The 25,642-nt window shown below is 68.3% G+C and carries 26 protein-coding genes and 1 tRNA gene; 10 read left to right on the plus strand and 17 right to left on the minus strand.

Annotation, left to right across the window (positions count from 1 at the left end; genetic code table 11):
- The 6 genes from ACZ48Y_RS08030 to ACZ48Y_RS08055 form a co-directional block, all read right to left on the minus strand.
- Complete coding sequence (locus ACZ48Y_RS08030; protein WP_464742888.1) at window positions 1-84, minus strand: 30S ribosomal protein THX; 84 nt, start codon at window positions 82-84, stop codon at window positions 1-3.
- A 10-nt stretch (window positions 85-94) separates the two neighbouring features.
- Window positions 95-382: a 30S ribosomal protein S20 gene (gene rpsT, locus ACZ48Y_RS08035; protein ID WP_464740176.1), complete on the minus strand. Its 288-nt coding sequence runs from the start codon at window positions 380-382 to the stop codon at window positions 95-97.
- A gap of 72 nt (window positions 383-454) precedes the next feature.
- A complete protein-coding gene (locus ACZ48Y_RS08040) occupies window positions 455-1,588 on the minus strand; it encodes an aminotransferase class I/II-fold pyridoxal phosphate-dependent enzyme (RefSeq protein ID WP_464742890.1) in 1,134 nt (377 codons plus the stop codon).
- Window positions 1,589-1,604: 16 nt separating this feature from the next.
- Window positions 1,605-2,096 (minus strand): MogA/MoaB family molybdenum cofactor biosynthesis protein, encoded by a 492-nt coding sequence (locus tag ACZ48Y_RS08045; RefSeq protein WP_464740178.1) that lies wholly within the window; start codon window positions 2,094-2,096, stop codon window positions 1,605-1,607.
- Window positions 2,097-2,432, minus strand: coding sequence for a hypothetical protein (locus ACZ48Y_RS08050; RefSeq protein WP_464740180.1), 336 nt, complete (start codon window positions 2,430-2,432; stop codon window positions 2,097-2,099).
- Window positions 2,433-2,492: 60 nt separating this feature from the next.
- Complete coding sequence (locus ACZ48Y_RS08055) at window positions 2,493-4,343, minus strand: peptidyl-prolyl cis-trans isomerase (RefSeq protein ID WP_464740182.1); 1,851 nt, start codon at window positions 4,341-4,343, stop codon at window positions 2,493-2,495.
- 44 nt (window positions 4,344-4,387) lie between these two features.
- Between ACZ48Y_RS08055 and ACZ48Y_RS08060 the strand changes: the two genes are divergently transcribed.
- From ACZ48Y_RS08060 to ACZ48Y_RS08070, 3 genes are all read left to right on the plus strand, one after another.
- Window positions 4,388-4,464: transfer RNA gene (locus ACZ48Y_RS08060), tRNA-Arg, on the plus strand.
- Window positions 4,465-4,548: 84 nt separating this feature from the next.
- Window positions 4,549-5,370: a universal stress protein gene (locus ACZ48Y_RS08065; protein ID WP_464740184.1), complete on the plus strand. Its 822-nt coding sequence runs from the start codon at window positions 4,549-4,551 to the stop codon at window positions 5,368-5,370.
- Window positions 5,370-5,813 carry a hypothetical protein gene (locus ACZ48Y_RS08070; protein WP_464740186.1) on the plus strand — a complete coding sequence of 148 codons (444 nt, stop codon included), beginning with the start codon at window positions 5,370-5,372 and terminating at the stop codon, window positions 5,811-5,813. Before ACZ48Y_RS08065 ends, ACZ48Y_RS08070 begins: the two co-directional genes overlap by 1 nt.
- Window positions 5,814-5,930: 117 nt before the next feature.
- Here ACZ48Y_RS08070 and ACZ48Y_RS08075 read toward each other — a convergent pair whose 3' ends face one another.
- Both ACZ48Y_RS08075 and ACZ48Y_RS08080 read right to left on the minus strand, forming a co-directional pair.
- Entirely contained in the window at window positions 5,931-6,722 is a 792-nt protein-coding gene (locus tag ACZ48Y_RS08075; protein WP_464740188.1) for a YwiC-like family protein, read from the minus strand.
- Window positions 6,719-7,066 carry a phage holin family protein gene (locus ACZ48Y_RS08080; RefSeq protein ID WP_464740190.1) on the minus strand — a complete coding sequence of 116 codons (348 nt, stop codon included), beginning with the start codon at window positions 7,064-7,066 and terminating at the stop codon, window positions 6,719-6,721. The genes ACZ48Y_RS08075 and ACZ48Y_RS08080 overlap by 4 nt, the downstream gene beginning before the upstream one ends.
- 36 nt (window positions 7,067-7,102) lie before the next feature.
- On the opposite strand from ACZ48Y_RS08080, the gene ACZ48Y_RS08085 reads away from it, so the two are divergent.
- Entirely contained in the window at window positions 7,103-7,906 is an 804-nt protein-coding gene (locus ACZ48Y_RS08085; RefSeq protein WP_464740192.1) for a hypothetical protein, read from the plus strand.
- Window positions 7,903-8,844 (plus strand): tRNA (guanosine(46)-N7)-methyltransferase TrmB, encoded by a 942-nt coding sequence (gene trmB, locus ACZ48Y_RS08090; RefSeq protein WP_464740194.1) that lies wholly within the window; start codon window positions 7,903-7,905, stop codon window positions 8,842-8,844. The genes ACZ48Y_RS08085 and trmB overlap by 4 nt, the downstream gene beginning before the upstream one ends.
- 44 nt (window positions 8,845-8,888) lie before the next feature.
- Here trmB and ACZ48Y_RS08095 read toward each other — a convergent pair whose 3' ends face one another.
- The 7 genes from ACZ48Y_RS08095 to ACZ48Y_RS08125 all read right to left on the minus strand — a co-directional run bounded on the left by ACZ48Y_RS08095 (window position 8,889) and on the right by ACZ48Y_RS08125 (window position 17,500).
- Window positions 8,889-10,616, minus strand: a complete 1,728-nt coding sequence (locus ACZ48Y_RS08095) for an ABC transporter substrate-binding protein (protein WP_464740196.1) — start codon at window positions 10,614-10,616, stop codon at window positions 8,889-8,891.
- Between the two features lie 76 nt (window positions 10,617-10,692).
- Window positions 10,693-11,706 carry an ABC transporter permease gene (locus tag ACZ48Y_RS08100; protein ID WP_464740198.1) on the minus strand — a complete coding sequence of 338 codons (1,014 nt, stop codon included), beginning with the start codon at window positions 11,704-11,706 and terminating at the stop codon, window positions 10,693-10,695.
- A 9-nt stretch (window positions 11,707-11,715) separates the two neighbouring features.
- Entirely contained in the window at window positions 11,716-12,753 is a 1,038-nt protein-coding gene (locus ACZ48Y_RS08105; protein ID WP_464740200.1) for an ABC transporter permease, read from the minus strand.
- Between the two features lie 69 nt (window positions 12,754-12,822).
- Window positions 12,823-14,589, minus strand: a complete 1,767-nt coding sequence (locus tag ACZ48Y_RS08110; protein ID WP_464740202.1) for an ABC transporter substrate-binding protein — start codon at window positions 14,587-14,589, stop codon at window positions 12,823-12,825.
- A gap of 77 nt (window positions 14,590-14,666) precedes the next feature.
- Window positions 14,667-15,767 carry an o-succinylbenzoate synthase gene (gene menC / locus ACZ48Y_RS08115; RefSeq protein WP_464740204.1) on the minus strand — a complete coding sequence of 367 codons (1,101 nt, stop codon included), beginning with the start codon at window positions 15,765-15,767 and terminating at the stop codon, window positions 14,667-14,669.
- A gap of 5 nt (window positions 15,768-15,772) precedes the next feature.
- On the minus strand, window positions 15,773-17,227 hold the full coding sequence (guaB, locus tag ACZ48Y_RS08120) for an IMP dehydrogenase (RefSeq protein WP_464740206.1): 1,455 nt from the start codon (window positions 17,225-17,227) through the stop codon (window positions 15,773-15,775).
- A 12-nt stretch (window positions 17,228-17,239) separates the two neighbouring features.
- A complete protein-coding gene (locus tag ACZ48Y_RS08125; protein WP_464740208.1) occupies window positions 17,240-17,500 on the minus strand; it encodes a hypothetical protein in 261 nt (86 codons plus the stop codon).
- Here ACZ48Y_RS08125 and panC point away from each other — a divergent pair.
- Genes panC through fba form a run of 3 tightly spaced genes read left to right on the plus strand, consistent with a single transcriptional unit; the run spans window position 17,499 to window position 20,384 of the window.
- Window positions 17,499-18,353 carry a pantoate--beta-alanine ligase gene (gene panC / locus ACZ48Y_RS08130; protein ID WP_464740210.1) on the plus strand — a complete coding sequence of 285 codons (855 nt, stop codon included), beginning with the start codon at window positions 17,499-17,501 and terminating at the stop codon, window positions 18,351-18,353. The two genes, ACZ48Y_RS08125 and panC, sit on opposite strands and share 2 nt — an antisense overlap.
- Window positions 18,354-18,364: 11 nt before the next feature.
- Window positions 18,365-19,432, plus strand: coding sequence for a type IV pilus twitching motility protein PilT (locus ACZ48Y_RS08135; protein WP_464742892.1), 1,068 nt, complete (start codon window positions 18,365-18,367; stop codon window positions 19,430-19,432).
- A 31-nt stretch (window positions 19,433-19,463) separates the two neighbouring features.
- Entirely contained in the window at window positions 19,464-20,384 is a 921-nt protein-coding gene (fba, locus tag ACZ48Y_RS08140) for a class II fructose-1,6-bisphosphate aldolase (RefSeq protein WP_464740212.1), read from the plus strand.
- Between the two features lie 73 nt (window positions 20,385-20,457).
- On the opposite strand, the gene ACZ48Y_RS08145 is transcribed toward fba, so the two are convergent.
- Both ACZ48Y_RS08145 and ACZ48Y_RS08150 read right to left on the minus strand, forming a co-directional pair.
- Window positions 20,458-21,777 (minus strand): hypothetical protein, encoded by a 1,320-nt coding sequence (locus tag ACZ48Y_RS08145; protein WP_464740214.1) that lies wholly within the window; start codon window positions 21,775-21,777, stop codon window positions 20,458-20,460.
- A gap of 66 nt (window positions 21,778-21,843) precedes the next feature.
- Entirely contained in the window at window positions 21,844-23,334 is a 1,491-nt protein-coding gene (locus tag ACZ48Y_RS08150; protein ID WP_464740216.1) for a hypothetical protein, read from the minus strand.
- Window positions 23,335-23,414: 80 nt separating this feature from the next.
- Between ACZ48Y_RS08150 and ACZ48Y_RS08155 the strand changes: the two genes are divergently transcribed.
- Both ACZ48Y_RS08155 and ACZ48Y_RS08160 read left to right on the plus strand, forming a co-directional pair.
- Entirely contained in the window at window positions 23,415-24,698 is a 1,284-nt protein-coding gene (locus ACZ48Y_RS08155) for a thymidine phosphorylase (RefSeq protein ID WP_464740218.1), read from the plus strand.
- 25 nt (window positions 24,699-24,723) lie between these two features.
- Window positions 24,724-25,641 (plus strand): peptidoglycan DD-metalloendopeptidase family protein, encoded by a 918-nt coding sequence (locus ACZ48Y_RS08160; RefSeq protein WP_464740220.1) that lies wholly within the window; start codon window positions 24,724-24,726, stop codon window positions 25,639-25,641.
- Window position 25,642 lies beyond the last annotated feature (1 nt).

Below are 25,642 nucleotides of genomic sequence, written 5' to 3' on the forward strand. Positions count from 1 at the left end.
CTACTTCTTCTTGCGCGGCCGGAACTTGCCGTAGGTGCCGCGCCAGATCTTGCCGCGGCGGGTGCGACGATCGCCCTTACCCATGCCTCACCTCCTAGGCCTGGAGCGAGCCGAGCAGCTTGTGCAGGCGGGACATCAGCCGCGACTTCTTGCGGGCCGCGGTGCGCTTATGCAGGGTCGAGCCCTTGGCCGCCTTGTCGATCAGCTTCTCGGCGACCCGCATGTACTTGATCGCCTTCTCCTTCTCGCCGGCCTCGGCCGCGAGCAGGGCCTTCTTGCTGAAGGTCTTGATCATGGACTTCTTCGCCCGGTTGCGGGCCCGCCGCTTGAGCGACTGGCGGTGCCGCTTCATCGCCGATGGGGTGCGTGCGCTCTTCGCCATAATCCTCCTCTAGGGTGCCCCAAATGGGGCAAGCAATCCCCATCCTACCGAAAGGCGGGGGGGGTTGCAACTTTAGTCGAGGAAAGCGACCAGCCGGCGGGCGGCCTCCTCGAGCACCTCCGGCGGCTGCACCAGGGCAAAGCGCACGTAGCCGCGGCCCCCGGGACCGAAGCCCTGCCCCGGGGCCAGGGCCACCCCGGCCTCGCGCACCAGCCGCAGGGCGAACGCGACGTCGTCCATGCCCCTGGGGAGGGGCATCCAGAGGTAGAAGGTGGCCTTGGGGGCGGGGAGGCGCAGGCCGTAGCGGCTGAGGGCGGCGAGCAGCGCGTCGCGGCGCTTTTTGAAGACGTGCACGTCCTGGCGGACCCGCTCTAAGGGCAGGTTCAGCGCGGCGATCCCCATGCGCAGGATCCCCTGGTACTGGTTGAAGTCCAGGGGGGCCTTGACCTCCTCCAGGACCTCGATCGCCTCGGCGTTGCCGAGGGCGAACCCCAGCCGGGCCCCGCCGAGGTTGAAGGACTTGGAGAAGGAAAAGAGCTCGATCACCCGGCGGGGGGCGCCCTCGACGGCCAGGAAGGGGAGCGCCTCGCCCTCGAAGATGTAGTCGAGGTAGGGGTTGTCGTGGACGATCAAAAGGTCGTGGGCGTCGGCGAAGGCCAGCGCGTGCTCGAAGTAGGCCCGGTCGGCGGGGGCGGCGGTGGGGTTGTTGGGGAAGTTGAGGAGCAGCACCTTGGCCCGCTTGAGGACTTCGGGGGGGATGGCCTCGAGGCGGGGCCGCGCGGTCTCGTCGAGGGGGATCGGGTAGGGCTCCATCCCCGCCAGCGCCGCCGCGCCCCAGTAGCTGGGGTAGCTGACCTCGGGCAAGAGCAGCACGTCCCCGGGGTCGGCGACGCCGATCAGGAGGTGGCCGAGGCCCTCCTGGCTGCCGATCAGCGCCAGGGCCTCGCGCTCGGGGTCCAGGTCGACCCCGAAGCGGCGGGCCAACCAGGCGGTGGCCGCTTCGCGAAAGGGCCGGGTGCAGGCCTTGAGGCAGTAGCCGTAGGTGGTGGGGTCGAGGGCCGCCTCGGCCAGGGTGCGCATCAGCTCCTCCGGCGGGGGCAGGTCCGCCGAGCCCAGCGAGAGGTCGATCAGGTCCCCGCCCGCCGCCCGGCGCTCGGCCTTGGCCTGGTCCATCAGCAGGAAGACCGAGGGGGGCATGCGGCGCACCCGCTGTGAGGCCCACTTATTTGACATGGGGATCCCCTCCCTCGCCCCGGATCAGCTCGATCGCGTGGGGCAGGACCGGGAGCAGGGCCTCGAGCGACTCCGCCGCTCCCTTGGGGCTGCCGGGCAGGTTGACGATCAGGGTGCGGCCGCGCACCCCCGCGGTGCCCCGGGAGAGGGCCGCGAGCGGGGTCTTCTTCAGCCCCTCCAGGCGCATCAGCTCGGCCAGCCCCGGGGCCTCCTTGTCCAGCACCTCGCGGGTGGCCTCGGGGGTGTGGTCGCGGGGGGCGAGGCCGGTGCCGCCGTTGGTCAGGATCAGCTCGAGGCCCTCCTTGTCCGCCCACATGCGCAGCACCCGGCGGATCTGGGCCGGCTCGTCGGGGACGACTTCGTAGGCGGCGACGCGAAAGCGTTCGGGGTCCAGGCGCTCGCGCAGGGCGAGCTGGGTCTTGTCCGCGCGCTCGCCGCGCGCGGAGCGGTCGGAAACGGTCAGAATGCCTACGCGTATCATCTAGCCCTCTCCTAGCTTTTCCCGCAACAATCGCTCGATGCGCTCCAGACGATCGGAGATCCGGCGCACCTCGTCGAGCAGCTGCCCGGTGGGGTCGGGCAGGGGCACCTGGTCCTGCTCCCGGGCCCAGAAAGACCCCTGCCAGACGAAGCTCACCCGGACGCGGTGGGCCAGCAGCTCGGCCTCCAAGCGCTTACCCCGGAGCGAAAAGCGAACCCCCTCCGGCGCCTGATAGAACCCGGCCTCGATGTCCTCCGGAAGGAGGCCGGGGTAGAGCTCGTTGCCGTTGAGGTAGCCCTCGAGCCCTTCCAGGGCATCCTCCAATCGCTCCGGCATGCCATCAATCTAACAAGAAGGGGCCCTTTCGGGCCCCCTCTCCTAACCTAACCGCGCGCGCTACTTGCCCGCGGGGGCCTTGGGCGCGGTCTCGCTGCCCCCTTTGGGAGCGTTCTCGTTGCTTCCTTTGGGAGCGTTCTCGCCAGCGCCCTCCTTCGGCGTCTTCGGGGCCAGGGCGTCGAGCACCTCCTTGAGATGGTTTTCGATGGTGGCCGACTTCTTGAGCTCCTCGATCCAGGCCTGGGCGACCTGGGCGCGCTTGGCCGCCAGGGCCAGCTTTTCGGCCTCCTCTTTGACCGCCTCGAAGGGCCGCTCGACGCGCGGGGTGACCTTCTTGACGATCACCACCTGGAAGCTCTTCTTCCCGGCCTTGATCACGTCGGAGACCTTGCCGAAGGGGCTCTCCTCCTTCGGCGCCTTGCCGAAGACGACCGCGGCCAGGACCGGCGGGAGCTGGCCCTCCTGGACCTCGCCGGCTTCGTTGTACTTGCCCTTGGCCGCCTCGGCGGCCTGCTTCGGGTCCTTGCCCTGGAGCACCGCCTCGCGGAAGGCCTTGGCCGCGTCCTCGCTCTCGAACTCGGCGAGCGCGATCTCGGCCTTGGCGGGGATGGCAAAGCGGTCCTTGTTCTCCTCGTAGTAGCGCTTGACCTCGTCCGGGGTTACGGTGACGTCGCGGGTCTTCCAGAGCTGGACGTCGTTCGCGATCTGGGCCTTGGGCCCGATGAAGGGCTTACCGGTGGCCTTGGCCGCGTCCACCAGGAGCTCGGTGGTGATCAGCTGCTCCAGGGAGGAGGGGAAGAAGAACTGCACCGCGAGCTGCCCCAACCCTTGCTGGATGAGCTGGGGGACCTGGGGGTTGGAGAAGACCGCCTCCGCGACCTGGGCGAGCTTGATCTCGTGGGCGTTGACCTTGGCCACGACCGGGTTCTTGTAGGTGTAGGGCATGTCCTCGGCGAACTTGACCTTGGCCTTTTTACGTACTTCCTCGATGTAGCGCTCGAGCGCCCCCTGCTGCTTGACCTTGAGCGCGTCCTGCTTGACCCGGTCGGCGACCTCCTCGTAACGGGCCTCGCCACCGGGGAGGAACTTCTCCACCTTGACGATGTAGTAGCGGCCGCCGGCCTCGATGACGTCGGTTAGGCCCCCCTGCTTCAGCTTGAAGACCGCCTTGGCCACGGCCTCGGGGAAGACCACCCGGGTCACCGGACCGGGCTCGATCGAACCCGGCTGGGCGCCGAGGGCCCCGCCCTGGTCGGCGCCGATCTTGGAGTGCTTCTTGGCCAGCTCGATGAAGTCCGCCCCGGCCTTGAGCTGCTTTAGGATCTCCTCGGCGAGGGCCTTGTCGTCGACCACGATCTGCCGCGCCAGGACCTTGTCCTCGGGGGCGTAGTCGGCCTTGTGCAGCTCAAAGTAGAAGCGGGCCTCCTCCTCGCTCAGCTTGACCTTGTCCTGGATCTGCTTGAGGCGCTTTTGGATCTGCAGCTGGCGGCGGATCTCCTTGCGCAAGAGGGAGTCGGTGTAGCCGATCTGCTGCAGGAAGCGGTCGTAGGCCTTGCTGTCCTTGAGGCCGAACTGCTCGCGGATGCGGTCGACCTCCCGCTTGACCTCGGCGGAGGAGACCTTGACCCGGCTGGCGTCCTGGGCCAGGGCCTCGAGGAGGATCACCCGCTCCAGGAAGTAGGTGTCCACCAGGGGCTTGAGCGTCCCCTCGAGGTTCAGGGCGAAGAGCGGGTCGGTCTGCTGCATCCGGGCCAGGTCCAGCTCGTGGATGGCCTGGCCGTTGACCCAGAGCACCGGCTTGCCCGCGCTCTGCTGCTGCCCCTTGGGGGTGAAGAGCAGGATCGTGCCCAGCGCGAAGGAGAGCGCCAGGATGCCGAAGATGATGGTGATGGCCTTGCGACTGAGTTTCACTTGACGACCTCCATGGGGGACGGATAAACTGACGTTTGCTGAGTGCGCCCGTAGCTCAGCTGGATAGAGCGTCGGCCTCCGGAGCCGAAGGTCAGAGGTTCGAGTCCTCTCGGGCGCGCCACTTTTCTTTTTCTAAGCGGAAAGCTTGAGTCAGAGATGAACGCTGGCATCGCCCGAAGAGTGTAGCACGTCTACAATGAGGGCGATGATTAAGCGAATCCTGATCGCCACCGACGGCTCGGAACCGGCCGAGAGCGCCGAGGCCCTGGGGCTTTTCTGGGCCAGGCGGCTAGAGGCCGAGGTGCTCGCCCTCTTCGTCAAGGACGTGCGGTTGATCCGGGCCCCCGAGCTGTTGGACTTCGGGGCCATCAGCATCCCCGTCCCCGCCTATCACGAGGCCTTGGACCAGGCCCTTGAGGCCCGCGGCCAGGCGGTGCTCGAGGCCTTCAAGCGCCGTGCCGCGGCCGCGGGGGTGGAAAAGGTCGAGGCCTTGCTGCGCACCGGCGTTCCCTACCAGGTGATCGCCGAGGAGGCCCGCACCGCGGACCTCGCGGTCCTGGGTCGGGCCGGGGAGCAGCTGGGGCACGAGGCCACCGGGATCGGCTCGACGGTGGAGCGGGTGGCCCGTACCAGCCCGGTGCCGGTGATGGTCGCCGCGCTCGAGTTCGTTCCGGTGGAGCGGGTGCTCGTCGGCTACGACGGCTCGGATCTGGCGGTGCGCGCGCTCCACTTCGTCGCCGACCTGGCGAAGGGGCTGGAAGTGGTGGTGGTCAGCGTCGCCGAGACCATGGAGCGGGCCGCGCTGCTCGCCGCGGAGGGGGCGGAGTACCTGAGGGCCCACGGGGTGAACGCGGGCACCGAGGCCCTGAGCGGGGATCCCGGGGAGGCCCTGGTCGCCTTCCAGGAGCCCACCGACCTCCTGGCCATGGGGGCCTTCGGCCGGGGCCGGGTGATCGAACTCTTGCTCGGTTCGACGACCGAGTTCGTCCTGCGCCGGGCGGTGGGGCCGGTGCTCTTGGTGCGCTGATGTTCTACTACGAGTACCTCTTCGTCCGCACCTCCCTGGCCTGGCTGCTCCTGACCGGGTTGCTGGGGGTCCTCTTCTACCTCGACCCGGGGCTCTTCGGAGCCTTCAAGAGCGTCCACGTCCACGCCGGGCTGGTGGGGTTTTTCCTGAACATGGTCTTCGGCGTCGCCTACTGGATGATGCCCCGCCCCGGGCAGATCAAGCAGCCGGGGCTCGAGCGCCTGACCTACTGGACGCTGAACCTCGGCCTGCTCTTACGGGTGGTCTTGGAGCCCTTCGGGGGGCCGTTCGGCCCGATGCGGCCCCTGCTCGCCGTCTCCGGCCTGCTGCAGTTCCTGGCGATGGTGGTCTTCGTCTACGCGATGAGCCGGCGGGTGGTCACCAACGAGATGCTCTGGCGCCTTCGCGAGGAACGGGAAAAGCGAAGGCGGCCCCCCCGCTAAGTGGCCCAAACGCCTCCCCCCCCGGCCGTGGCGGAACCGGAGGCGAGGAAGGCGCTGGGCGTGCCTTCTTGTTGAGCGCGAAGGCCACCAGGGCGGGGGGTAGCGGGGGCGGATCTTTTAAAGCCCGAGCCAGTAGCCGAGCGCGGCCAAGACGACCGTGGCCCAGCCCCAGACCATCTGCCCCCAGCCGATCTTTCTGGCGGGCAGGGGCGGCCGCTTGAGCTGCCAAAGGGCGTAGGCCCCAAGCGCCAGGATCGCCAGTGCGCCGAGCCAGGGAAGCCACCCGGCCGCGGCGAGGAAGACCGCGAGGCCGCCGCCGACGAGGGCAGTGCTGGCGACCGAGGTCAGGCTCACCGCAAGCCCCCGGGCGCGACGCACCGCGGCCCGGGCGTAGCGGATCGAAACCAGGCTGCGCAGCGCCAGGAGGCTCCAGGCTCCGAGGGCCCAGGTCTCGGGGCCACCCCCGGCGAGGATCGCCGCGGGGGCCAGGGTGGCGGCGCCCAGGGCCCCGGCCATCTCGGCGAAGAAGCTCCGCCCCTTTCCCCGGCTGTCCAGCCAGACCTTGAGCGCGGCCAGGGGCAGGCCGAGGAGCAGCGGCTCGAGGAAGGGCCTCGTGGCGCGCGCCAGGGCCAGCGCCAGGCCCAACGCGGCCAGAAGGGCGTAGCCGAGCCCGACCCGAAGCGCGAGCTGGGTCCGGGGATAGCGGTGGCCGCGGCGCAGGTCGGAGAGGGCAAGCTTGATCGGGTGATGGGCGAGGAAGGCGAAGAGCCCCATGATTCCCACGCCGAGCCCGGCCAGGCTAGGGGCCAGCGCCAGGCCCAGGAAGATCGGCTCGAGGGTGAAGCCCCAGCCACCGTGTTCGGCGGGGAGGGCGACGGACTTCAGGGGGGGCGTGCGTTGCGTCGTCATTCCGCGAGGAGCAGGTTAAGGGCAAACGAGATGAGGGAGAGGAGAAGGGCACCGACGAGGGCGGCGAAGAAGCCCTGGACCTCGAGCGGGGTCAGCGCCGCGACCAAGAGCAGCATCAAGGCGTTGATCACCAGGGTGAAGAGCCCCAGCGTGATCAGGTTCAAAGGCAGGGTCAGGAGCAGCAGAACGGGGCGGATCAGGGCGTTGGCCAGCCCCAGGGTCAGCCCCGCCAGCAAGTAGTCGCCAAGCCCCGCGTCCGGGGGGAAGCGGACCCCTGAGTAGAGCTCGCTAACCACCCAGAGCGCGACGGTGTTGAGCACCCAGCGCAGCAAGAAGGCACGCATGCCCCTGTTGTATCACCAGGCGGTAAGGTGAAGGGCATGAAACGCTGGGCATGGCTCGTGTTTCTCCTCGCGCTGGCGCCGGCGCAGCGGCTGGACGCGGGTGTCTGGCTGGGAGGGCCGACGCTGGCGCTGGGTCCGGCGCTCGCGCTCTCGGTCCCGAGCGGCGACACGACCTTCCACCTCTACTTCCGCGGCGAGCTCCCAAGGATCGACGCGTTCGCGATCGGCGCCGGGGTGGACCACGCCTGGGGCCTGCCCCCGGCGGGCCGGGCGGCGCTCGGGATCCAGGCCTTCACCGGGCTCGACGGGCAGTCCTGGCTCGAGGGCCGGGGTCAGGTCTCGCTGGGCGCGGTGGCGGCCCGGGTGGCGCTGGGCTACACCGAGAACCGGCCGCCGAGCCATTTCTGGCCTCTGGCGGAGGACGGCGTCGGCCCCTACGCGGCGCTGGGGGTCGACTACCGGGTGCGGCGGCGCCTGATCTTCCTGGCCCGGGCCGAGCACCGCAACCGGCACGGGCGATTGGAGGCCGGGGTGCGGGTCTTCGAGGGCCAAAACCGCTTCCTTTTGGGGCTCGGGGCGGACCGCGAGCCCACCCGGGCCTACGCCTGGCTGGGCTGGCGCGGCCCCCTGGAGGCGGCCACCGCCGAGGTCACGCTGCGCATGGGGGGCTACAACGCCTTCAAGCTCGGCTACTACACCCGCGGCTATCGCCTAGAGGCCGAAGCCCGCTACCCGATCCGGCTGGACCTCCGCGCGACCTGGTCCGATTGGCGGCTGGGCGCGGCCTTCACCCCCACGGCCTACACGTTTTTCGCTTCGCGGAGGTTGGACCTCGAGTGAGCCTGCTTCGCCTGTCCGACGTCCCCTTTCCCCTCGACCTCCCCGGGGTCTTCGGGCGGCCAGGGCCGCTGGTCCTGGAGATCGGCTTCGGCGACGGCCGCTTCACCGCGGCTCTGGCCAAGGCCCACCCGGACTGGAACTTGCTCGCGGCCGAGGTCTCCTCGGCGAGCGTGTCCCGATCCCTTCGCCGCTTTCGCCGCGAGGGGATCGAACACGTCCGCGTGGTGCGGGCCACCGGCGAGTTCGTGGTGCGCAACCTGGTCCCGGAACGCAGCCTGGCCCGGGTCTACGTCAACTTCCCCGATCCCTGGCCCAAAACGCGCCACCAGGGGCGGCGGCTGCTGAAGGCGCCCTTTTTCGCCCTGCTCTCCACCCGGCTCGCGCCGGGTGGGGCGCTCTACTTCACCACCGACCACGCCGAGTACTTCGCCTTCGCGATCGAGGCGGCCAAGCAGACCGGGTTCTTTTCCGTCGAGCCGGCGCCGCCCCCGCCGGAGGCGCTTTCAACCAAGTACGCCCTCAAGTGGCGGGAGGCCGGCCGGCCGGTCTACCACGCGGTGTTTCGCAAGATCGGCGAGGCCACGACGTCGTTTGTACCGATTGAGAGGTGGAAGGAGATGCCCCACGCGATCCTCGAAGGCCCCCTGCCCCCGGCCGAGGCCTTCACCAAGCAGGTGCGCCGCTTTTCCGAGGGGACCGCGGTCCTCCTCGAAGCCGCCCCCCGGCTGCCCGAGGGGCTCTACGTCTTCGCGCGCGTCGAGGAGCCGGACCTCGCCCAGGACGTCCTGCTCGAGGTCCGTCCCAGCGCCCGCGGGGTCTACGCCGGGCTGCGGCGCTTTGGCGACGTGATCGTGACCCCCGGCGTGCGCCAGGCGGTGGCGGCGCTGGTGGACTGGTTGAGCGAGGCCGGCCTGACGGTCAAGACCCGTTCCTTTTGACGAAGAGGGGGCCCACTCGGGCCCCCGCTTGCTTTTCTTTGCGGTTACTTCTTCGTGATGTCCTTCCAGAGGAAGGTGCCCGAGCGCATCGGGTTGTAGTAGACGCCCTTGACGTTGTCACGGGTGACGATGAAGGGGTTTTGCGAAGGGAGGGGGATGTTCACCACCAGCTCGTGGGCCAGGCGGCCGATCTTGTGGTAGATCTCCGCGCGCGCCTTGGGGTCCACGGTTTTGCGGGCTTCTTCGACCAGCCGGTCGAGCTCCGGGATGTTCAGGTTCTGCCGCTTGGCCAGGGCCCCCTTGGAGTGGTAGAAGGGATGGATGAAGTTGTCTGGGTCCGCGTAGTCGGCGACCCAGCCGAGCGGCCAGATCGGGAGCATCTTGTGACGCGCGCTCTTGAGGTAGTCCGGCCACTGCAGCCCCTGGGTGGTGACCCGGAACTTGGGGTTGAGCTCCTCGACGTTGGCCTTGAGCATCTCCGCCACCGTTTGGCGGAACTCGTTGCCCTGGTTGTAGGTGATCGTGACCTCAAAGCCCTTCTTCCAGAGTTCGCCGCCGAAGGCCTGCTTGAACGCCTCCCGGGCCTTGTCGGGGTCGAAGGGGTAGACGGGGATCGTGGGGTCGTAGCCCAGGAAGGAGGGCGGCAGGGCCATCGTCAGCTTAAGACCGTGACCCAAGAAGAGGTCCTCGATCAGCGCGTCCTGGTCCACCAGGTAGGCGAAGGCGCGGCGCACGTGCACGTCGCTGAAGAGGTCCCTGGGGGTGGAGGCGCCGATGAAGGGGTTGTCCTCGCCCTCGACCTTGAAGTTCAAGAAGATCACCGCGGCGGAGGCTGGGGCCCAGTTCGGGTCCTCCCAGACCTTGACCCCGGGCAGGCCGCGGACCTGGGACTCCAGGGTCGCCCAGTCCCCGACGGTCACCCGGTCGGCGTCGCCGCGCTTTAGGGCCTCGATGCGGGTGGCCTTCTCGTCGACGATCTGGATCAGCACCTTCTTGATTGCCGGCTTCTTGCCCCAGTAGCCGTCGAAGGCCTCGGCGACGACGTTCTTGCCGCCCCACTCCACCAGCTTGTAGGGGCCGGTGCCGGACATGTGGGTGTGCAGGTAGCCCTGGCGAAGGTCCCGACCCGCCCAATCGAGCCAGTCCTTCTCGGTGCCGGACCACTCGCCGTGTTCGATCGCCCACTTGGAATCGATGATCGCGGCCCCGGCGTAGAGCAGCTTGGCGAAGAAGGTGGGGTCGGGCTTGACCAGGTTGAAGCGCAGGGTGTAGAGGCCATCGCACGCCACGCTTTCATCGATCAGGCGCCAGTAGCGCGCGTAGGCTTCGGGGCTGGCGTCTTCGCCCAGGGCGCTTTTTGCGTTGGCGTCGTAGCCGATCAGGCTTTCCGCGAAAAACCAGCCCGGCCCGTCCCCGGGGTTGGTGACCAGGATGCGCTCGAAGGAGTACTCGGCGTCCTTACAGGTCATGGGGTTGCCGGAGTGGAACTGGACGCCCTTCCTGAGGTGGAAGACGTAGGTCTTGCCGCCGTCCTTGATCTCGTAGGAGGTGGCGAGGAGCGGCTCGTACTCGGTCAGCGAGTCCTTCTTGTAGGTGTAGAGCGTCTCGTAGACGTTCTCGATGATCTGCAGTGAGGCGGTGTCGTAGGCCTGTGCCGGGTCGAGGGTGTCGATGTCCCCGTGGGTCATGTAGACGTAGGTGTCCTTGGGGGTAGCGGCGAGGGCCAGACCGAGGACCAGAGGGATAAAGATTCCAAGTTTAAAAACACGCATCTTGCCTCCTTTTGCCATCTTGGCCCCATCAAGATACCACGCGCCCTTTTGGGCGCGTGGTCGTGGCGGATGGAGGCTAGCTTCGGGGGTCCAGCGCGTCGCGGACCGCGTCGCCGAGAAGGTTCCAGCCGAGGACGAAGAGGGCGATCATCAGGCTCGGCCAGACCCAGGTGAACCAGTACTTGAGCGGCTCGCCGGGCGGGCCCACGATCCAGCCGCGGGCGAAGTTCACCATCTGCCCCCAGTCGGCGAAGCCCACCTCCGGGCCCAGCCCCAAAAAGGAGAGGGCGGCGACCGAGAGCACCACCGAGCCAATGTCCAGGCTGGCGAGGATGATCAGGGGGCCGATTGCGTTGGGCAGGACGTGCTTGAGGAAGATCCTCAAGGATCCGGCGCCGAGGGCCCGGGCCGCGTCGACGAAGTCCTGGGCCTTGGTCTTGAGGATGTTCCCCCGCAGCATGCGAGCGTAGGTGGGCCAGGCCACCACCGCGATCGCCAGCATGATCGTGGTCAGGCTGCGCCCGAAGATCGTCACCACCACCATCACCAGGACCAGTCCGGGGAAGGCGTAGATCACGTCGGTGAAGCGCATCAAGAGGTTGTCCGTGCGTCCGCCGATGAACCCCGCCGCTCCGCCGATCACGATCCCAATGAGAAGCGCGATGCCGACCACCAAAATGCCCACGTAAAAGGCGGTGCGGGTGCCCCACACCAGGCCGTAGTAGATGTCGTAGCCGCCCCCGGCGAGGCCCAGGGGGTACCTCCTCGAGGGAGGTTTGGGCACCGGGGAGTAGCCCTTGCGGGGAATCTTGTAGCAGGTCTTCGGCGGGGCCAGGGTGGCCTTCCAGAAGGCCGGCTGCAGGGGGTTTTTCAGGACCCGGGCGGCCTCGCTGCGGGTGAGGCCGAGGTCACGCAAGCAGTTGCGCCCCATGCGATCGGCGGTCAGGGCCGGGGCCAGAAGAGCGACGACCACGTAGAAGACGACGATCGCGGTACCGACCAGGGCCAGGGGGTTGCGGCGGAAGCGTTTCCAGGCCCGCGAGCGCCAGAACGATTCGCGTTTGGGTTTGAGGGCAGCGATTTCGGCCATCTTCCTTCCTCACTCGTAGCGAATGCGCGGGTCCACCAGGGCATAAAGGAGGTCGACGACGATGTTCGCGGTGGTGACGATCACCGCGGTGAGCAGGGCGAACCCTAAGATCGCCGGCTGATCCAGCTGGACCGCGGCCAGCGCCGCCCACTGCCCCAGGCCGGGGAGGTTAAAGATCGTCTCGGTGATCACCACCCCGTTGATCATGAAGGCGAACATCAGGCCCGCCAGGGTGATCACCGGGATCAGGGCGTTGCGCCGCGCGTGCTTGTAGTAGACGACGCGGTCCGGCAGGCCCTTGGCGCGGGCGGTGCGCACGTAGTCCTTGCCCAGCTCGTCGAGCATCGAGGAGCGCATGACGCGCACCAGCTGGGCGCCCTGGACCAGGATCAGGGTGAGGGCCGGGAGGACCAGGTGCTTGAGCGCGGCCAGGGTGACGTCGAGGCGGCCGTTCAACAGCCCGTCGAGGGTGAGAAAGCCGGTGTAGTAATGAAACTTCCCGGCCGCGGAGGCCTGGGCCAGGTCGATGATCAGGTCGCTGGGCAGCCGGCCGATCCCGAAAAGGCGCAGGTAGCCGTAGACCACCGCCACCAGGGTGATGCCCAGGACGAAGGTAGGGATCGACCAAAAGATCACCGCCAGCACCCGCACCACCTGGTCCAGGAGCTTGTCGCGGTGGATCGCGGCCAGCGTCCCCAGCCAGATCGATAGGAAGAGCATGGGAAAGAAGGCGTAAAAGGCGAGCTCGGCGGAGACCGGGAGCTTCTCCGCGAAGGCCTGAAGCACCGGCTTCTTGGCCACTCGGGAAAAGCCGAAGTTGCCGCTCAAGGCGTTTTGCAGCCAGGTCCAGTACTGCACGTAAAAGGGCGCGTCGAGGTGGTACTGCTTGATGATCTGGTCGATGTGCGCGAGCTGCTGCTCGCTCTTGACGAAGGCCGCGGCGCGCGCGCTGGGGGGAAGGAACTGCATCATCCCCACGATGATCAGCGAAACCGCGAAGAGCACCAGGGGAAGCTGTAAAAGCCTGCGGATGGTGAAGGTCAGCACGTCGTCCTCCCCGGGGAGTTTACCGCAAAAGGGGGCCCGAGCGGGCCCCCCTTTTGCCTTGAGCCGAGGTTACTTCTTCACGATGTCCTTCCAGAAGAAGGTGCCCGAGAGCATGGGGTTGTAGTAGACGCCCTCGATGTTGTCGCGGGTGACGATGAAGGGGGAGGGCAGCGGGTAGGGCACCAGCGGGGCGGTCTCGTAGGCTCGCTTGCCGACCTGGGAGTAGAGCTTGGCGCGCTCCTTGGCGTCGGTGATGCTCCGCGCCTTCTCGATCAGCGCGTCCATCTTCTGGTCCTTGATGCCGATCTTGTTCCCGTAGTAGCCGCGCGAGTGGTAGAAGGTGTAGATGAAGTTGTCCGGATCCGCGTAGTCAGCGCCCCAGCCCAGGATGAAGACCGGCAGCTGCTTCCGGGAAACGGCGCGGATGAAGTCCGGCCACTGCACGCCCTGAACGTTGACCTTGAACTTGGGGTTGATCTCCTCGATGTTGGCCTTGAGCATCTCGGCGATCGTCTGGCGGACGCGGTTGCCCTCGTTGTAGAGGATGGTGATCTCGAAGCCCTTCTTCCAGAGCTCGCCGCCAAAGGCCAGCTTGAAGTGGGCCTCCATCTTGTCCGGGTCGTAGGAGTAGATGGGGAGGTTGGGGTCGTAGCCCAGGAAGGAGGGCGGCAGGGCCATGGTCAGCTTCACGCCCTTACCCAGGTAGAGCTCATCGATGATCGCGTCCTGGTCGATCGCGTAGGCGAAGGCCTTGCGCACGTGGACGTCCTTGAAGAAGTCCGGCGGAATGCCCTTGCCGTCGAGCTTGCCGGAGCCCAGGTAGGGGTTGTTCTCGGCGGCCGGGGCCTGGTTGAAGAAGACCGCGCCGGCGGCCGCGGGGGCCCAGGTGGGGTCCTCCCAGACCTTGACCCCGGGCAGGCCGCGGACCTGGGAGTCAAGCACCGCCCGGCTGGTGACCGCGATGCGGTCGGCGTCGCCGCGCTTTAAGGCCTCGATGCGGGTGGTCTCCTCGTCGACCGCCTGCACCAGCACCTTCTTGATCGCCGGCTTCTTGCCCCAGTAGCCGTCGAAGGCCTCGGCGACGACGTCCTTACCATCCCACTTCACCAGCTTGTAGGGGCCGGTGCCGGACATGTGGGCGTGCAGGTAGCCCTGGCGCAGGTCCTTGCCGATCCAGTCCTTCCAGTCCTTTTTGGTGCCGGACCACTCGCCGTGTTCGATCGCCCACTTGGAGTCGATGATCGCGGCGCCGGCGTAGAGCAGCTTGGCGAAGAAGGTGGGGTCGGGCTTGACCAGGTTGAAGCGCAGGGTGTAGAGGCCCTCGCACTCCACGCTCTGGTCGATCTTCTTCCAGTAGTCGTCGAGGAAGGCCTCGAGCTTCTTGGGATCGGGGTTCTTTCCGAGGGCCTCCTCCGCCGCGGCCTTGGCGTTGACGTCGTAGCCGATCAGGCTCTCGGCCAGGAACCAGCCCCAGCTGTCGCCGGGGTTGGTGACCAGGACGCGTTCGAAGGAGTACTCGGCGTCCTTACAGGTCATGGGGTTGCCGGAGTGGAACTGGACGCCCTTCCTGAGGTGGAAGACGTAGGTCTTGCCGCCGTCCTTGATCTCGTAGGAGGTGGCGAGGAGCGGCTCGTACTCGGTCAACGAGCCCTTCTTGTAGGTGTAGAGCGTCTCGTAGACGTTCTCGATGATGTAGTTCGAGGCGGTGTCGTAGGCCTGCGCCGGGTCGAGGGTGTCGACCTCGCCGAAGACCATGTGCACGAAGGTGTCCTTAGGGGTCGCGAACGCGAGCCCAAGGGCCCCGATGAGGATGCCTGCCAGTAGCGTTTTCTTCATATGCGCCTCCTTCTGGATCAATCTTTAAGCCATGCGGCCGCCCACAGTATAGCACGGCTATACCGGGTTCAAAACCATCAGATTTGCTGCACCGCGATCGCCCGGGCGCGGACCCCGGCGGCGTCCACCTCGACGCCGATCCCCGGGCCCTCGGGGACCGGCATCCAGCCGTCCTTGGCGATCAGGGGCGCGGTGATCACGTCGTCCTCCCAGTAGCGGGTGGAGGAAGACGTGTCGCCGGGGAGGCGGTAGTTGGGGAGGGTCGCGGCGTGGATCGCGTGGGCCCGGCCGACGCCGGTCTCCAGCATGCCGCCCATCCAGACCGGGACGCCGAAGGCCTCGGCGAGCTCGGCGACGCGCCGGGCCTCGGCGTGGCCACCGACCCGGGCCACCTTGACGTTGATCACCCGGGTGGCGTCGGCCTCGAGGGCGGCGCGGGCGGTTTCCTTGGAGACGATGGACTCGTCCAGGCAAAGGGGCGTCTGGATGCGGGATTGGAGCTTCGCGTGGTCGGCGAGATCCTCGTAGTGGAGGGGCTGCTCGATGTACTCGAGGTGGAAGTCGTCGAGCGCGGCGAAGACGCGGTAGTCGCTGAGGCGGTAGGCGGCGTTGGCGTCGACCGAGAGTGGGGCCTCGGGGTAGGCCTCGCGCACCGCCTCGACGACCTTGACGTCCCAGCCGGGCTTGATCTTGAGCTTGATGCGCTTATAGCCGGCCAGGAGGTGCTCGCCGACGGCGTCGACGGTGGCCGCGATCGAGGGCTGGATGCCCAGGGAGACCCCCACCGGGACCCGGTCTTTGACCCCGCCGAGGAGGTCCTTGAGCGGGACGTTCAGGGCCTTGGCGTAGAGGTCCCAAAAGGCCATCTCCACCGCGGCCTTGGCCATCCGCTGGCCGCGGAACGGGGCGAAGGTGGCCGCCAGGGCGGCGGGGTTGGCCCAGTCCCTTCCCACCACCCGGGGCAGGATTCCCTGGGCCAAGACGTCCAGCGCCCCGGCCAGGGTCTCCTCGCGAAAGAGGGGGAGGGGGGTCATCACCCCCTCGCCCCAGCCGGTCAGCCCCTCGCCGTGCAGGGCCAGGAGGAAGAGCCGGCGGTGGGTCTGGACCCCGAACGAGGTCTCGAAGCGGAACTTGAGCGGAAGCTCGAGGGTGAAGAGCTCGGCGGCTTCGATCTTCATGGCGATCACCGGGAGTAGTTCGGGGCCTCGCGGGTGATCGCGACGTCGTGGGGGTGGCTTTCGATCAGGCCGGCCATGGTGATGCGGCGCAGCCGGGTCCTGGTGCGCAAGGCCTCGATGTCCGGGCTGCCGGTGTAGCCCATCGCGGCCTTGAGCCCGCCGACGATCTGGTAGAGGACGTCGCCGACCGGCCCCTTGTAGGGGACCATGCCCTCGATTCCCTCGGGCACGAGCTTTTTCGCCTCCTCCTGGAAGTAGCGCCCGGCCGAGCCCCGCTTCATCGCCGAGAGCGAGCCCATGCCGCGGTAGACCTTGTAGCGCCGGCCGTCCTTGATGATCTCCTCTCCGGGGGCCTCGTAGGTCCCGGCGAGCATGCTTCCGAGCATCACCGCGTGGGCCCCGGCAGCGAGGGCCTTGGCCACGTCGCCGGTGTACTTGATCCCGCCGTCGGCGATGATCGGCACGTCGAGGTCGGCAATGCCCCGGTAGGCCTCCATGATCGCGGTGATCTGCGGCACCCCGACCCCGGTCACCACCCGGGTGGTGCAGATCGAGCCCGGGCCGATCCCCACCTTGACCGCGTCGGCCCCCGCCTCGGCGAGGGCCCGCGCCCCCTCGGCGGTGGCCACGTTCCCCCCGATGACCTCGACGGGAAAGCGTGCCTTGAGCGCGCGCACCGCGTCCAGGACCCCTTTGGAGTGGCCGTGGGCGCTGTCCACGACCAGCACGTCGACCCCGGCCTCGACCAGGACCGCGGCGCGCTCCATCAGCTCCTTGTCCACCCCCACCGCGGCGCCGACCAGAAGCCGGCCCTGTTCGTCCTTGGCGGCGAGGGGGAACTTGCGGCGCTTGACGATGTCCTTAAGGGTGATCAGCCCGGCCAGGCGGCCATCCTCGTCGACCAGGGGCAGCTTCTCGATCTTGTGCGCCTTGAGGATGCGCTCGGCCTCCTCCAGGGTGGTGCCGGGGGGGGCGGTGACCAGGCGTTCGAAGGGGGTCATGACCTCGGTGACCGGGCGGCTAAGGTCCGACTCGAAGCGCAGGTCGCGGTTGGTGACCAGGCCCAGGAGGCGGCCGTGAAAGTCCACCACCGGCAGGCCGCCGATCTTGTACTCGGCGAAGAGGCGCTCGGCGTCCTCGAGCTTGGCGTTCGGGGGCAGGGTGATCGGGTCGCTGACCATTCCTGCCTCGCTGCGCTTGACCCGCTTGACCATCTCCGCCTGGGCCTCGATGGGAAGGTTCTTGTGCAGGATGCCGATCCCTCCCTCGCGGGCCATGGCGATCGCCATCTTGCTCTCGGTGACGGTGTCCATCGCCGCCGAGAGGATGGGGATGTTCAAGGTAATCCGCCGGGTCAGGCGGGTCCGGGTGTCGGCGTCCTTGGGAAGCACCTCGGAGTAGGCGGGGACGAGCAGGACGTCGTCGAAGGTCAGGCCTTCGGGCAGGATCTTCGCCTCCATAGAGCGAGGCTATCACTTCACCGGCGGGGGAAGGAACTCCCGCATCAGCCAGCGGTAAAAGAGCGCGTAGGCAGCGCCGTAGAGGAGGATCTGGACCCAGGGGTTCTTCAGAGCTTCGAAGCCCAGGCTGAGGCCCACGGCGATCACGAGGGTCATCCCGAAGACCAGCAAAAAGGTCTTCAGCGCCAGCCGCAAGACCTTCCCGGGAGTGGGCCGGCGGGCCTCGATCGCGCGCTTTCTGGCCAGCTTCTTCTGGCGCCGCTTCTTGCCCATGGCCCAAATCTATACTGAAGGCGTGCGTCTGGTCACCGAGCCGTCCGCGTTGCGAGGGGCGCTGCCCCAGGCGGGGGTGGGGTTCGTCCCTACGATGGGCTACCTGCACGAGGGGCACCTGGCGCTGGTGCGCCGGGCCCGGGAGGAGAACCCCTTCGTCGCGGTCTCGATCTTCGTCAACCCCTTGCAGTTCGGCCCCGGCGAGGACCTCGACCGCTACCCCCGGGACCTCGAGCGCGACACCCGGCTGCTCGCCGCCGAGGGCGTGGACCTGGTCTTCGCCCCAAAGGCCGAGGCCTTCTATCCCCCCGGGTTCTCCAGCTTCGTCGAGGTCACCGGACCGCTCACCGAGCGGCTCGAGGGTGCCCGCCGCCCGGGGCACTTTCGCGGCGTGGCCACGGTGCTCACCAAGCTCTTTCACCTCGTCCGCCCCGAGCGCGCCTACTTCGGGGAGAAGGACTACCAGCAGCTCGCGGTGGTGAGAAAGCTCGTCGAGGACCTGGATTTCGGCATCGAGATCGTCGGCGTCCCCACGGTGCGCGAGCCCGACGGCCTGGCCCTCTCCTCGCGCAACGTCTACCTCACCCCCGAACACCGCCGGGTGGCGCCGGGGATCTACCGGGCCCTTCTGGCGGTGCGCGAGGCCGCCCGCGGCGGGGCCAGCGTCGAGGAGGCCCGCGCGGTGGGGCTGAAGGCGCTGGCCGAGGTTCCCGACCTCCTGGTCGAGTATCTTGAAATCGTGCATCCCAGGACGCTGGAACCCCTGACGCACTGGGTCGAGGGCGCCCGCGCGCTGTTTGCCGGGCGCTTTCCCGAGGTGCGCCTGATCGACAACCTGGAGGTCTACCCGTGACCCTAAGAGAGATGCTCGAGGCCATGGTCCGCGCCCGGGCCTCGGACGTGCACCTGCAGGCCGGCGCGCCGCCGATCATGCGCGTCGACGGCGAGCTCGTCCGGGTGGACGAGAAGACCCTGACCCCTGAGGCCACCGAAAGCATCGCCCGCGCCCTGACCACCCCCGAGCAGTGGGAGCGCTTCCTCGCCGAAAAGGAGCTTGACTTCGCCTACACCGTGCCCCGCCTGGCCCGCTTTCGCTGCAACCTCCTGCGCCAGCGGGGCTCGGTGGGCATCGTGATGCGGGTGGTGCCGGACCGCATCCCCACCTTCGAGGACCTGGGGCTGCCGCGCCCGATCCTCGAGGACCTGGCCGCCCAGCAGCGGGGGCTGGTGTTGGTCACCGGTCCCACCGGTTCCGGGAAGTCCACCACCCTGGCCTCGATCATCGAGCACATCAACCAGACCTACGCCCGCAACGTGATCACCATCGAGGACCCGATCGAGTACCTCTACCGCAACAAGAAGAGCCTGGTGGTGCAGCGCGAGGTGGGGCTCGACACCCTCTCCTTCTCCAGCGGGCTCAAGCGCGCGCTGCGTCAGGACCCGGACGTCATCCTGATCGGCGAGATGCGCGACCGGGAGACGGTGGAGGCGGCGTTGCAAGCGGCCCAGACCGGCCACCTGGTCTTCTCCACGCTGCACACCCTGGACGCGGTGCGCACGATCAACCGCTTGATCGACTTCTTCCCCCTGAACGAGCACCAGCAGGTGCGCATCCTGTTGGCGGAGAGCCTGCTCGGCATCCTTTCCCAGCGGCTCCTTCCCCGGGCCAACGGCAAGGGCCGGGTGCTGGCGATGGAGATCCTGCTCGCCACCCAGCTGGTGCGCGACTACATCAAGGAAGAGGACAAGACCTACGAGATCAAGGACCTGATCGCCGAGGACAACATCCGCGGGATGCAGACCTTCGATCAGCACCTGGTGCAGCTCTACCGCCAGGGGCTGGTCAGTCTGGAGGCCGCGACCGCGGCCGCGACCAGCCCCCACGAGTTCCGGCTGATGCTCGCCAAGTCTACCGGAGAGGCGCCGGCGTGACGGGGTAGCATGGGCCTTTGGAGGTGAGGCTGTGCTCGTTACCGGTTTGGACATCCTGAAAAAGGCGCGGGAAGAGGGCTACGGCGTCGGCGCGTTCAACACCAACAACATGGAGATCACCCAGGCGATCCTGGAGACCGCCGAGGAGCTCAAAAGCCCGGTGATCCTGGCCCTCTCCGAAGGCGCGATCAAGTACGGCGGGGCCTACCTGGTGGCGATGGTGCGCGAGATGGCCCGCGACGCCCGGGTGCCCGTGGCCATCCACCTGGACCACGGCTCCTCTTACGAATCTGCCCTCCGGGCGCTGCGGCTGGGGTTCACCTCGGTGATGATCGACAAGTCCTCCGAGGACTTCGAGACCAACGTGCGCGAGACCAAACGGGTGGTCGAGGCCGCGCACGCGGTCGGGGTCTCGGTCGAGGGCGAGATTGGCAAGCTCGCCGGGGTCGAGGAGCATGTCGCGGTGGACGAAAAGGATGCCCTCCTCACCAACCCCCGCGAGGCCCAGATCTTCGTCGAGCGGACCGGGATCGACTACCTGGCGGTGGCGATCGGCACCTCCCACGGCCCTTACAAGGGCAAGGGCCGGCCCTTCATCGACCACGAGCGGCTTAAGAAGATCGCCGAGCTTTTGCCCGGGATGCCGCTGGTGCTGCACGGCGCCTCCGGAGTGCCCCAGGAGCTGGTGGAGAAGATCAACCGCTATGGGGGGGACCTCGAGGGCGCTCAGGGCATCCACCCCGACGACATCCGGCTGGCGATCCAGGAGGGCATCAGCAAGATCAACACCGACACCGACCTGCGGCTGGCCTTCACCGCGGCGGTGCGCGAGGTCCTCTACACCAACCCCAAGGTCTACGACCCGCGTAAGATCCTGGGCCCGGCCCGCGAGGAGATGAAGCGGGTGGTGGCGGAGCGCATCCAGCTCTTTGGCTCGGCGGGCAAGGCCTAAAGTCCAAGAGGAGTGGGTGCGGTGCCCCGAGCCCCTGGAAGGGGCTCGGGGCGCCGCCGAAGCGTTCCAGGGCTCAGGGGAGCGTGTAGCTCCCCATCTTGGAGGCCAGCTTGATCGAGAGGCCCGGGACGCGGGGCACGGGCACGGGGTTGGGGAGGGGATCGGCGCCGAGGAACGTTCCGAGGTCTCGGTTCATCATCACCGCCATCGCGTTCCAGGTGATGGCGTCGCCTGTTAGGGGCTTGGTGCCCCGAAAGTCCGGGGCCTGGCTCAGGTCGGGAAGGGTGTAGCGCGTGGCTGAGCCCAGCCAGCCCTTGCTCACCGTGACCAGCTCAAAGAAGGTTTCCGAGACGTTGATCACGAAGGCGTAGCCGACGAGGTCAGGATCGTTGTAGTCGAGATTCGAAAAGGTCGGTAGGGCTTCTTCTCGAACACCGGGGTCGAACCAAGTTTGAGGCAGTGCGAAGTCCAGGTCACGCGCGGTCGGCCCGAAAAGCTTGACCTGGCTGACCCGGTAGCCGGTCTTCTCCGCCGAGGCCTCGGCGTAGTAGAGGTCGCCGTTTTGGGTGTTGGGGATCGCGTAGTACGTGCCTCCAGCATCATCGCCGGTGCCCAGGGCGGGGTTTTCGGAGGTACGACTGCCGTGGGGCACCACCAGGCCTTTCTTGGAAATAAAGCCGACTCCGAAGAAGCTGCTCGTGGCGTCCGAAGGTATCGAGAAGGAATCCACGTTTCGTGCCACGGGTGCGTCGCTCGCCGTCAAGGTGATGGTGCAGGGGCTTGATGAGCAGTTGCCGGGGCTGGCGTCGAAGTCGCGCAGGAAGCGGATACGCTGGATCTTGTCCGGCGCGTAGCTCCCGTCGTAGGCGATGACCAACACGTCCTTGCCGGTTCCAGCGGTGGTGCCAAGCTCTACGGAGCTGCCAAGGAAGTCGTTGTCGTTGTCGAAGTCGGTAAAGAACCAGGCCCGGTCGTAGCTGCCGGTGTCGTTCGTGTCCTTGGCCGCCTCGAGGGAAACGGAGGTCAGCGCGAAGTCGCTCAAGTTCAAGCAGGCGACGTTGAGCTCGGTGGCGTCGTCGGTGGTCAGCTGGTAGACGAAGGCCCAGCCGATCGTGGTGAGGAGGGGGATGTTGGGCAGGCAGTTCACCGCCACCCCGTAGCGCTTTTCTCCGGGCGGGAGGGTGAAGGCGTAGGTGCCGTAGTCGGTTTGACGGGCGAGCTGCCAGCGTCCGTCCCCAACTTGATAGACGACCGTGGCCGTGGCCGGGCTCTGGCCGTCGATGGGGCTCGTCAGCCGAACCGTTACCTTGGTCCCGCTCGGCGGGGCGCTGCAGCTTGCGAACAAGAACGCCCCCACGCCGAGCGCGACCAGCCCAAGGGCAAACGACCGCATTGTTCCTCCTTTCTAACCCAGTTTATTTCCGCAGAACGACCGTCACCAGGGACGCGCGTCCTAAGGTCAGCGGTAGCGGTTCGCCCCTGCCCGGTCACGGCCGCTGCCGTCGTCCTGGCTCCAGGCGACCAGCGCCTCCCCCTCCCCGATCGCCGCGGCGGGGTTGCCGAAGAGGGAAGGCGAGCGCACGTCGCGGCCGGGGAAGCTCAGGAAGGCGTCCCGGTCGGCGGGCCTGATCCAGTTCCCGTACTGACGGAAGGCAGCGAAGACCTGGCGGTGACCGCTGGCGTCCGCTTGCTGCCAGGCGACCACCACGTTGCCGCGTTCGTCCATCGCCGCGCTGGGGCGGTTTGGGCCGCTGCCCGCCGGGCTCAGGGTTTCGGCGTCCTGCCAGACGCCGTCTTCGTGGACGCGCGCCCATAGCACCCCGTCCTCCAGCCAGAAGAGCGCCAGCCGGCCGCTCGAGGCCTCGCCGGCGAGGGTGGGGGACGAACCGAGGGCGAAGCTTTGCACCGTGTGCCACGCCGCCGTCTTGGGGCTGTAGCGGGCGAGGTTGATTGCGTTGTTTCCCGGGGTGCCGATCTCCCAGGCCACGTAGCCTCGGCCGGCGTCGTCGAGGAAGGCCTGGGGGGCGCCGGTGCTCAAGCCGCCGGCGTCGAGCGCGCTCGGCGCGCCCCAGACGCCGCCGGTGCGCAGGGCGGCGTGGATCTGGCTCCCCTGCTTCCAGGCCACCAGCGCGTCGCCGCTGTTGTTGACGGCCACCGACGGGTGGCTGGCGTCCACGCCCGAGCGGCTCACCAGATAGGGGGAGGTCCAATGGTGGCCGTCATAGAGCGCCACCGCCACCCGGTCGTGGGTTCCATCGTCCTCCGCCCAGGCCAGCGCGGCCCGATTGCTGGCGCCGATCGCCAACCGGGGCTCGCCCCGGACCGTCCGCCCCGCGGTGCTCACCGCCTCCGGGCCCGACCAGCGCGCGCGGTGCCCGCCGAGCGCGAAGACGCGGCGCAGACCGCCCTCGACCTCGGTCCAGGCCAGGATCGCGTCGCCGGCGGGGTTGCCCGCGAGGGCCGGGTAGGCGGCGTTCCCGACGCTGACCCGGGCGGGCAGGGCCCAGCCCTCCGAGCCGCGCGTGGTCAGGTGGATGGCCGCGCCCTCCTCCCAGGCCACGATCGCGACCCCGCCGGCGAGCGCGGCGCGGACCCGGGCGGCGTTGCCGGCGAGGGTGGGCTCGAGCCCCACCGGCCCCGTCCAGGCCTTGTCCTTGCAGTTGACCTCGACGTTGGCGACGTTGGCCCCCCGGATGACGCCCTCGCCGCGGGTCACCGCGCAGCGCTCGAAGCGCGGCGGGGTCTGGACCTCGACCCGGTAGGGGGCGCCGTCCGGAAGCCTTTGGGGAAAGGTAAAGGGGCCGTTTTGGGTGATCCGCACCGTACTGCTGCCGTTTTCGAGCACCAGCGTCCCCCGGAGGCCCGTCACCGTGCCCCCTAAGGAGAACGCGCCGGGACCGCTCTGGCAGGCCGAAAGCAGCCCGATCAAACCCAGAAGACCAAAGCGCATGCACAAGCGCATCTGTCACCTCCAGCCCCAGCTTCGACTGCAAAGCGTCACCAAGGCGTCATTGGCGCTAGGCTAGGGGCATGCACCCGGTCGAGTTCATCCGCGAAAAGCGCGACGGGCACCCCCACCCAGACGAGGCGCTGAGGGCTTGGGTCCGGGGGTTCACCGAAGGGGCGATCCCCGACTACCAGGTCGCGGCCTGGTTGATGGCGGTCTTCTTTCAAGGCCTGAACAAGCAAGAGACCTTCGTTCTGACCGACGCGATGGCCCGCTCCGGGGAGGTCCTCGACCTCTCCGACCTGGGGCCGACGGTGGACAAGCACTCCTCCGGCGGGGTCGGGGACAAGACCAGCCTGGTGGTGGGGCCGATCCTGGCGGCGAGCGGGGCGGTGGTGGCCAAGATGAGCGGCCGCGGGCTCGCTCACACCGGGGGGACGATCGATAAGCTCGAGTCCATTCCGGGCTTTCGTGCCGAGCTTTCCAAGGAGGACTTCTTCCGCCTGGCCCGGGAGGTGGGGCTCGTCATCGCCGCCCAGTCCCCCGACCTGGCCCCCGCCGACGGCAAGCTCTACGCGCTCCGCGACGTCACCGCGACGGTGGAGAGCATCCCCCTGATCGCGAGCTCGATCATGTCCAAGAAGCTGGCCGCGGGGGCGCGGGCCATCGCCCTCGACGTCAAGGTCGGCAAGGGGGCGTTCATGAAGCGCCTGGAGGAGGCGCGGGACCTGGCCCGGTTGATGATCGAGATCGGCACCCGGGCCGGGCGCCGGGTGGGAGCGGTGCTCAGCCAAATGGACCAGCCCCTGGGCCGGGCGGTGGGCAACGCGATCGAGGTCCGAGAGGCGATCGCGACCCTGCGCGGGGAGGGGCCGCCGGATCTGACCGAGCTCGCCCTGGTTCTCGCCGAGCACGGCCTCAAGCTCGCCGGGCTGGATCCCGGCCGGGCGCGGCCGGCGCTGGCATCGGGGGCCGCGCTGAGGCGTTTTCGGGCTTTCGTCGCCGCCCAGGGCGGGGACCCCGGGGTGGTCGACGCCCCCGAGCGGCTGGCCCTGGCCCCCGGCGAGGCCGTGGTGCGGGCCAAGCGAAGCGGTGTGGTGCGGGCGCTCGACGCCTACCGGGTGGGGGTCGCGGTCCTGCGGCTCGGCGGCGGTCGGGAGACGAAGGGCGCGCCGATCGACCATGGAGTCGGGGTCTACCTGGAAAAGAAGATCGGGGACCGGGTCGCGGCCGGGGAGGTCCTGGCCCGGGTCCACCACCGGGAACGGGGGCTCGACGAGGCCCTCGCCCTCGTCGCGGCGGCTTATGAAATCGGCGAGGCCGCCGAGGCCCCGCCGCTGGTCCTGGAGATCCTTGACCCGGTCTAACCGGGCGTGTCAAGCTGGGCCCTGGATGCGGCGTATTAAGCTTCCCCGGCGCTATGACGTCTTGATCACCCGGCCGGGCCGGCCCGCCCGGCGCATCGGCGTGCCCTGGCTGGTGCCGGCGATCGTGCTGGCCCTTTTGATCGGCTGGGGGATCTCCACCGCGGCGCTCGTCGTTCGCGCCGGCCAGGCCCGGGTGCTCGAGCAGGAGGTGGCGCGCTTGCAGGGGGAAGTGCGCCGCTTGAACCGGTCGTTGCTCGCCAAGGAAGAGGAGAACCAACGCCTCGCCGCCCAGGCGGCGGCGATCCTGGAGCGGCTGGAGCGCTTTGAGTCGGACCTCGCGGCCTTGAAAAAGCGCGCGGGGCTGAAGGCGGTGGAAAAAAAAGCCCCGGGCCCTGAACCGGTCGGCGCGGGCCGCCCGGCCAAGCCAAGCGAGCTCTTCGAGGCCGCCGAGGCCCGGCTGAACGCGCTCAGCGGCGAGCTGACCGGCCGGGTGGCCCCGGCTCTGGAGCGCACCCTCAAGCGCGAGGCGGCGACCCCGCGGGGGCTCCCGCTTCGCGTCAAGACCTACATCGCGAGCGGCTTCGGGGTGCGCAAGAACCCCTTCGGCCGGGGCTACGAGTTCCACAACGGATTGGACCTCCCGGCCTGGTACGGCACCCGGATCTACGCCACTGCCCCGGGGCGGGTGATCGAGGCCGGCTGGTCCAGCGTCTTCGGCCGCTACGTCAAGCTCGACCACGGCTACGGGTTCAAGACCCTCTACGGGCACATGAGCCGCATCGCGGTGCGCCGCGGGCAGTACGTCAAGCGCGGCCAGGTCATCGGCTACGTCGGCTCCACCGGCCGCTCCACCGGTCCCCACGTGCACTACTCGGTCTTCGTCTCTGGCCGCGCGGTGAACCCCCTTCCCTACCTGAAGACGCCGACCTACGCCACCCGTTAGA

Source organism: Rhabdothermus arcticus, from assembly GCF_055382915.1.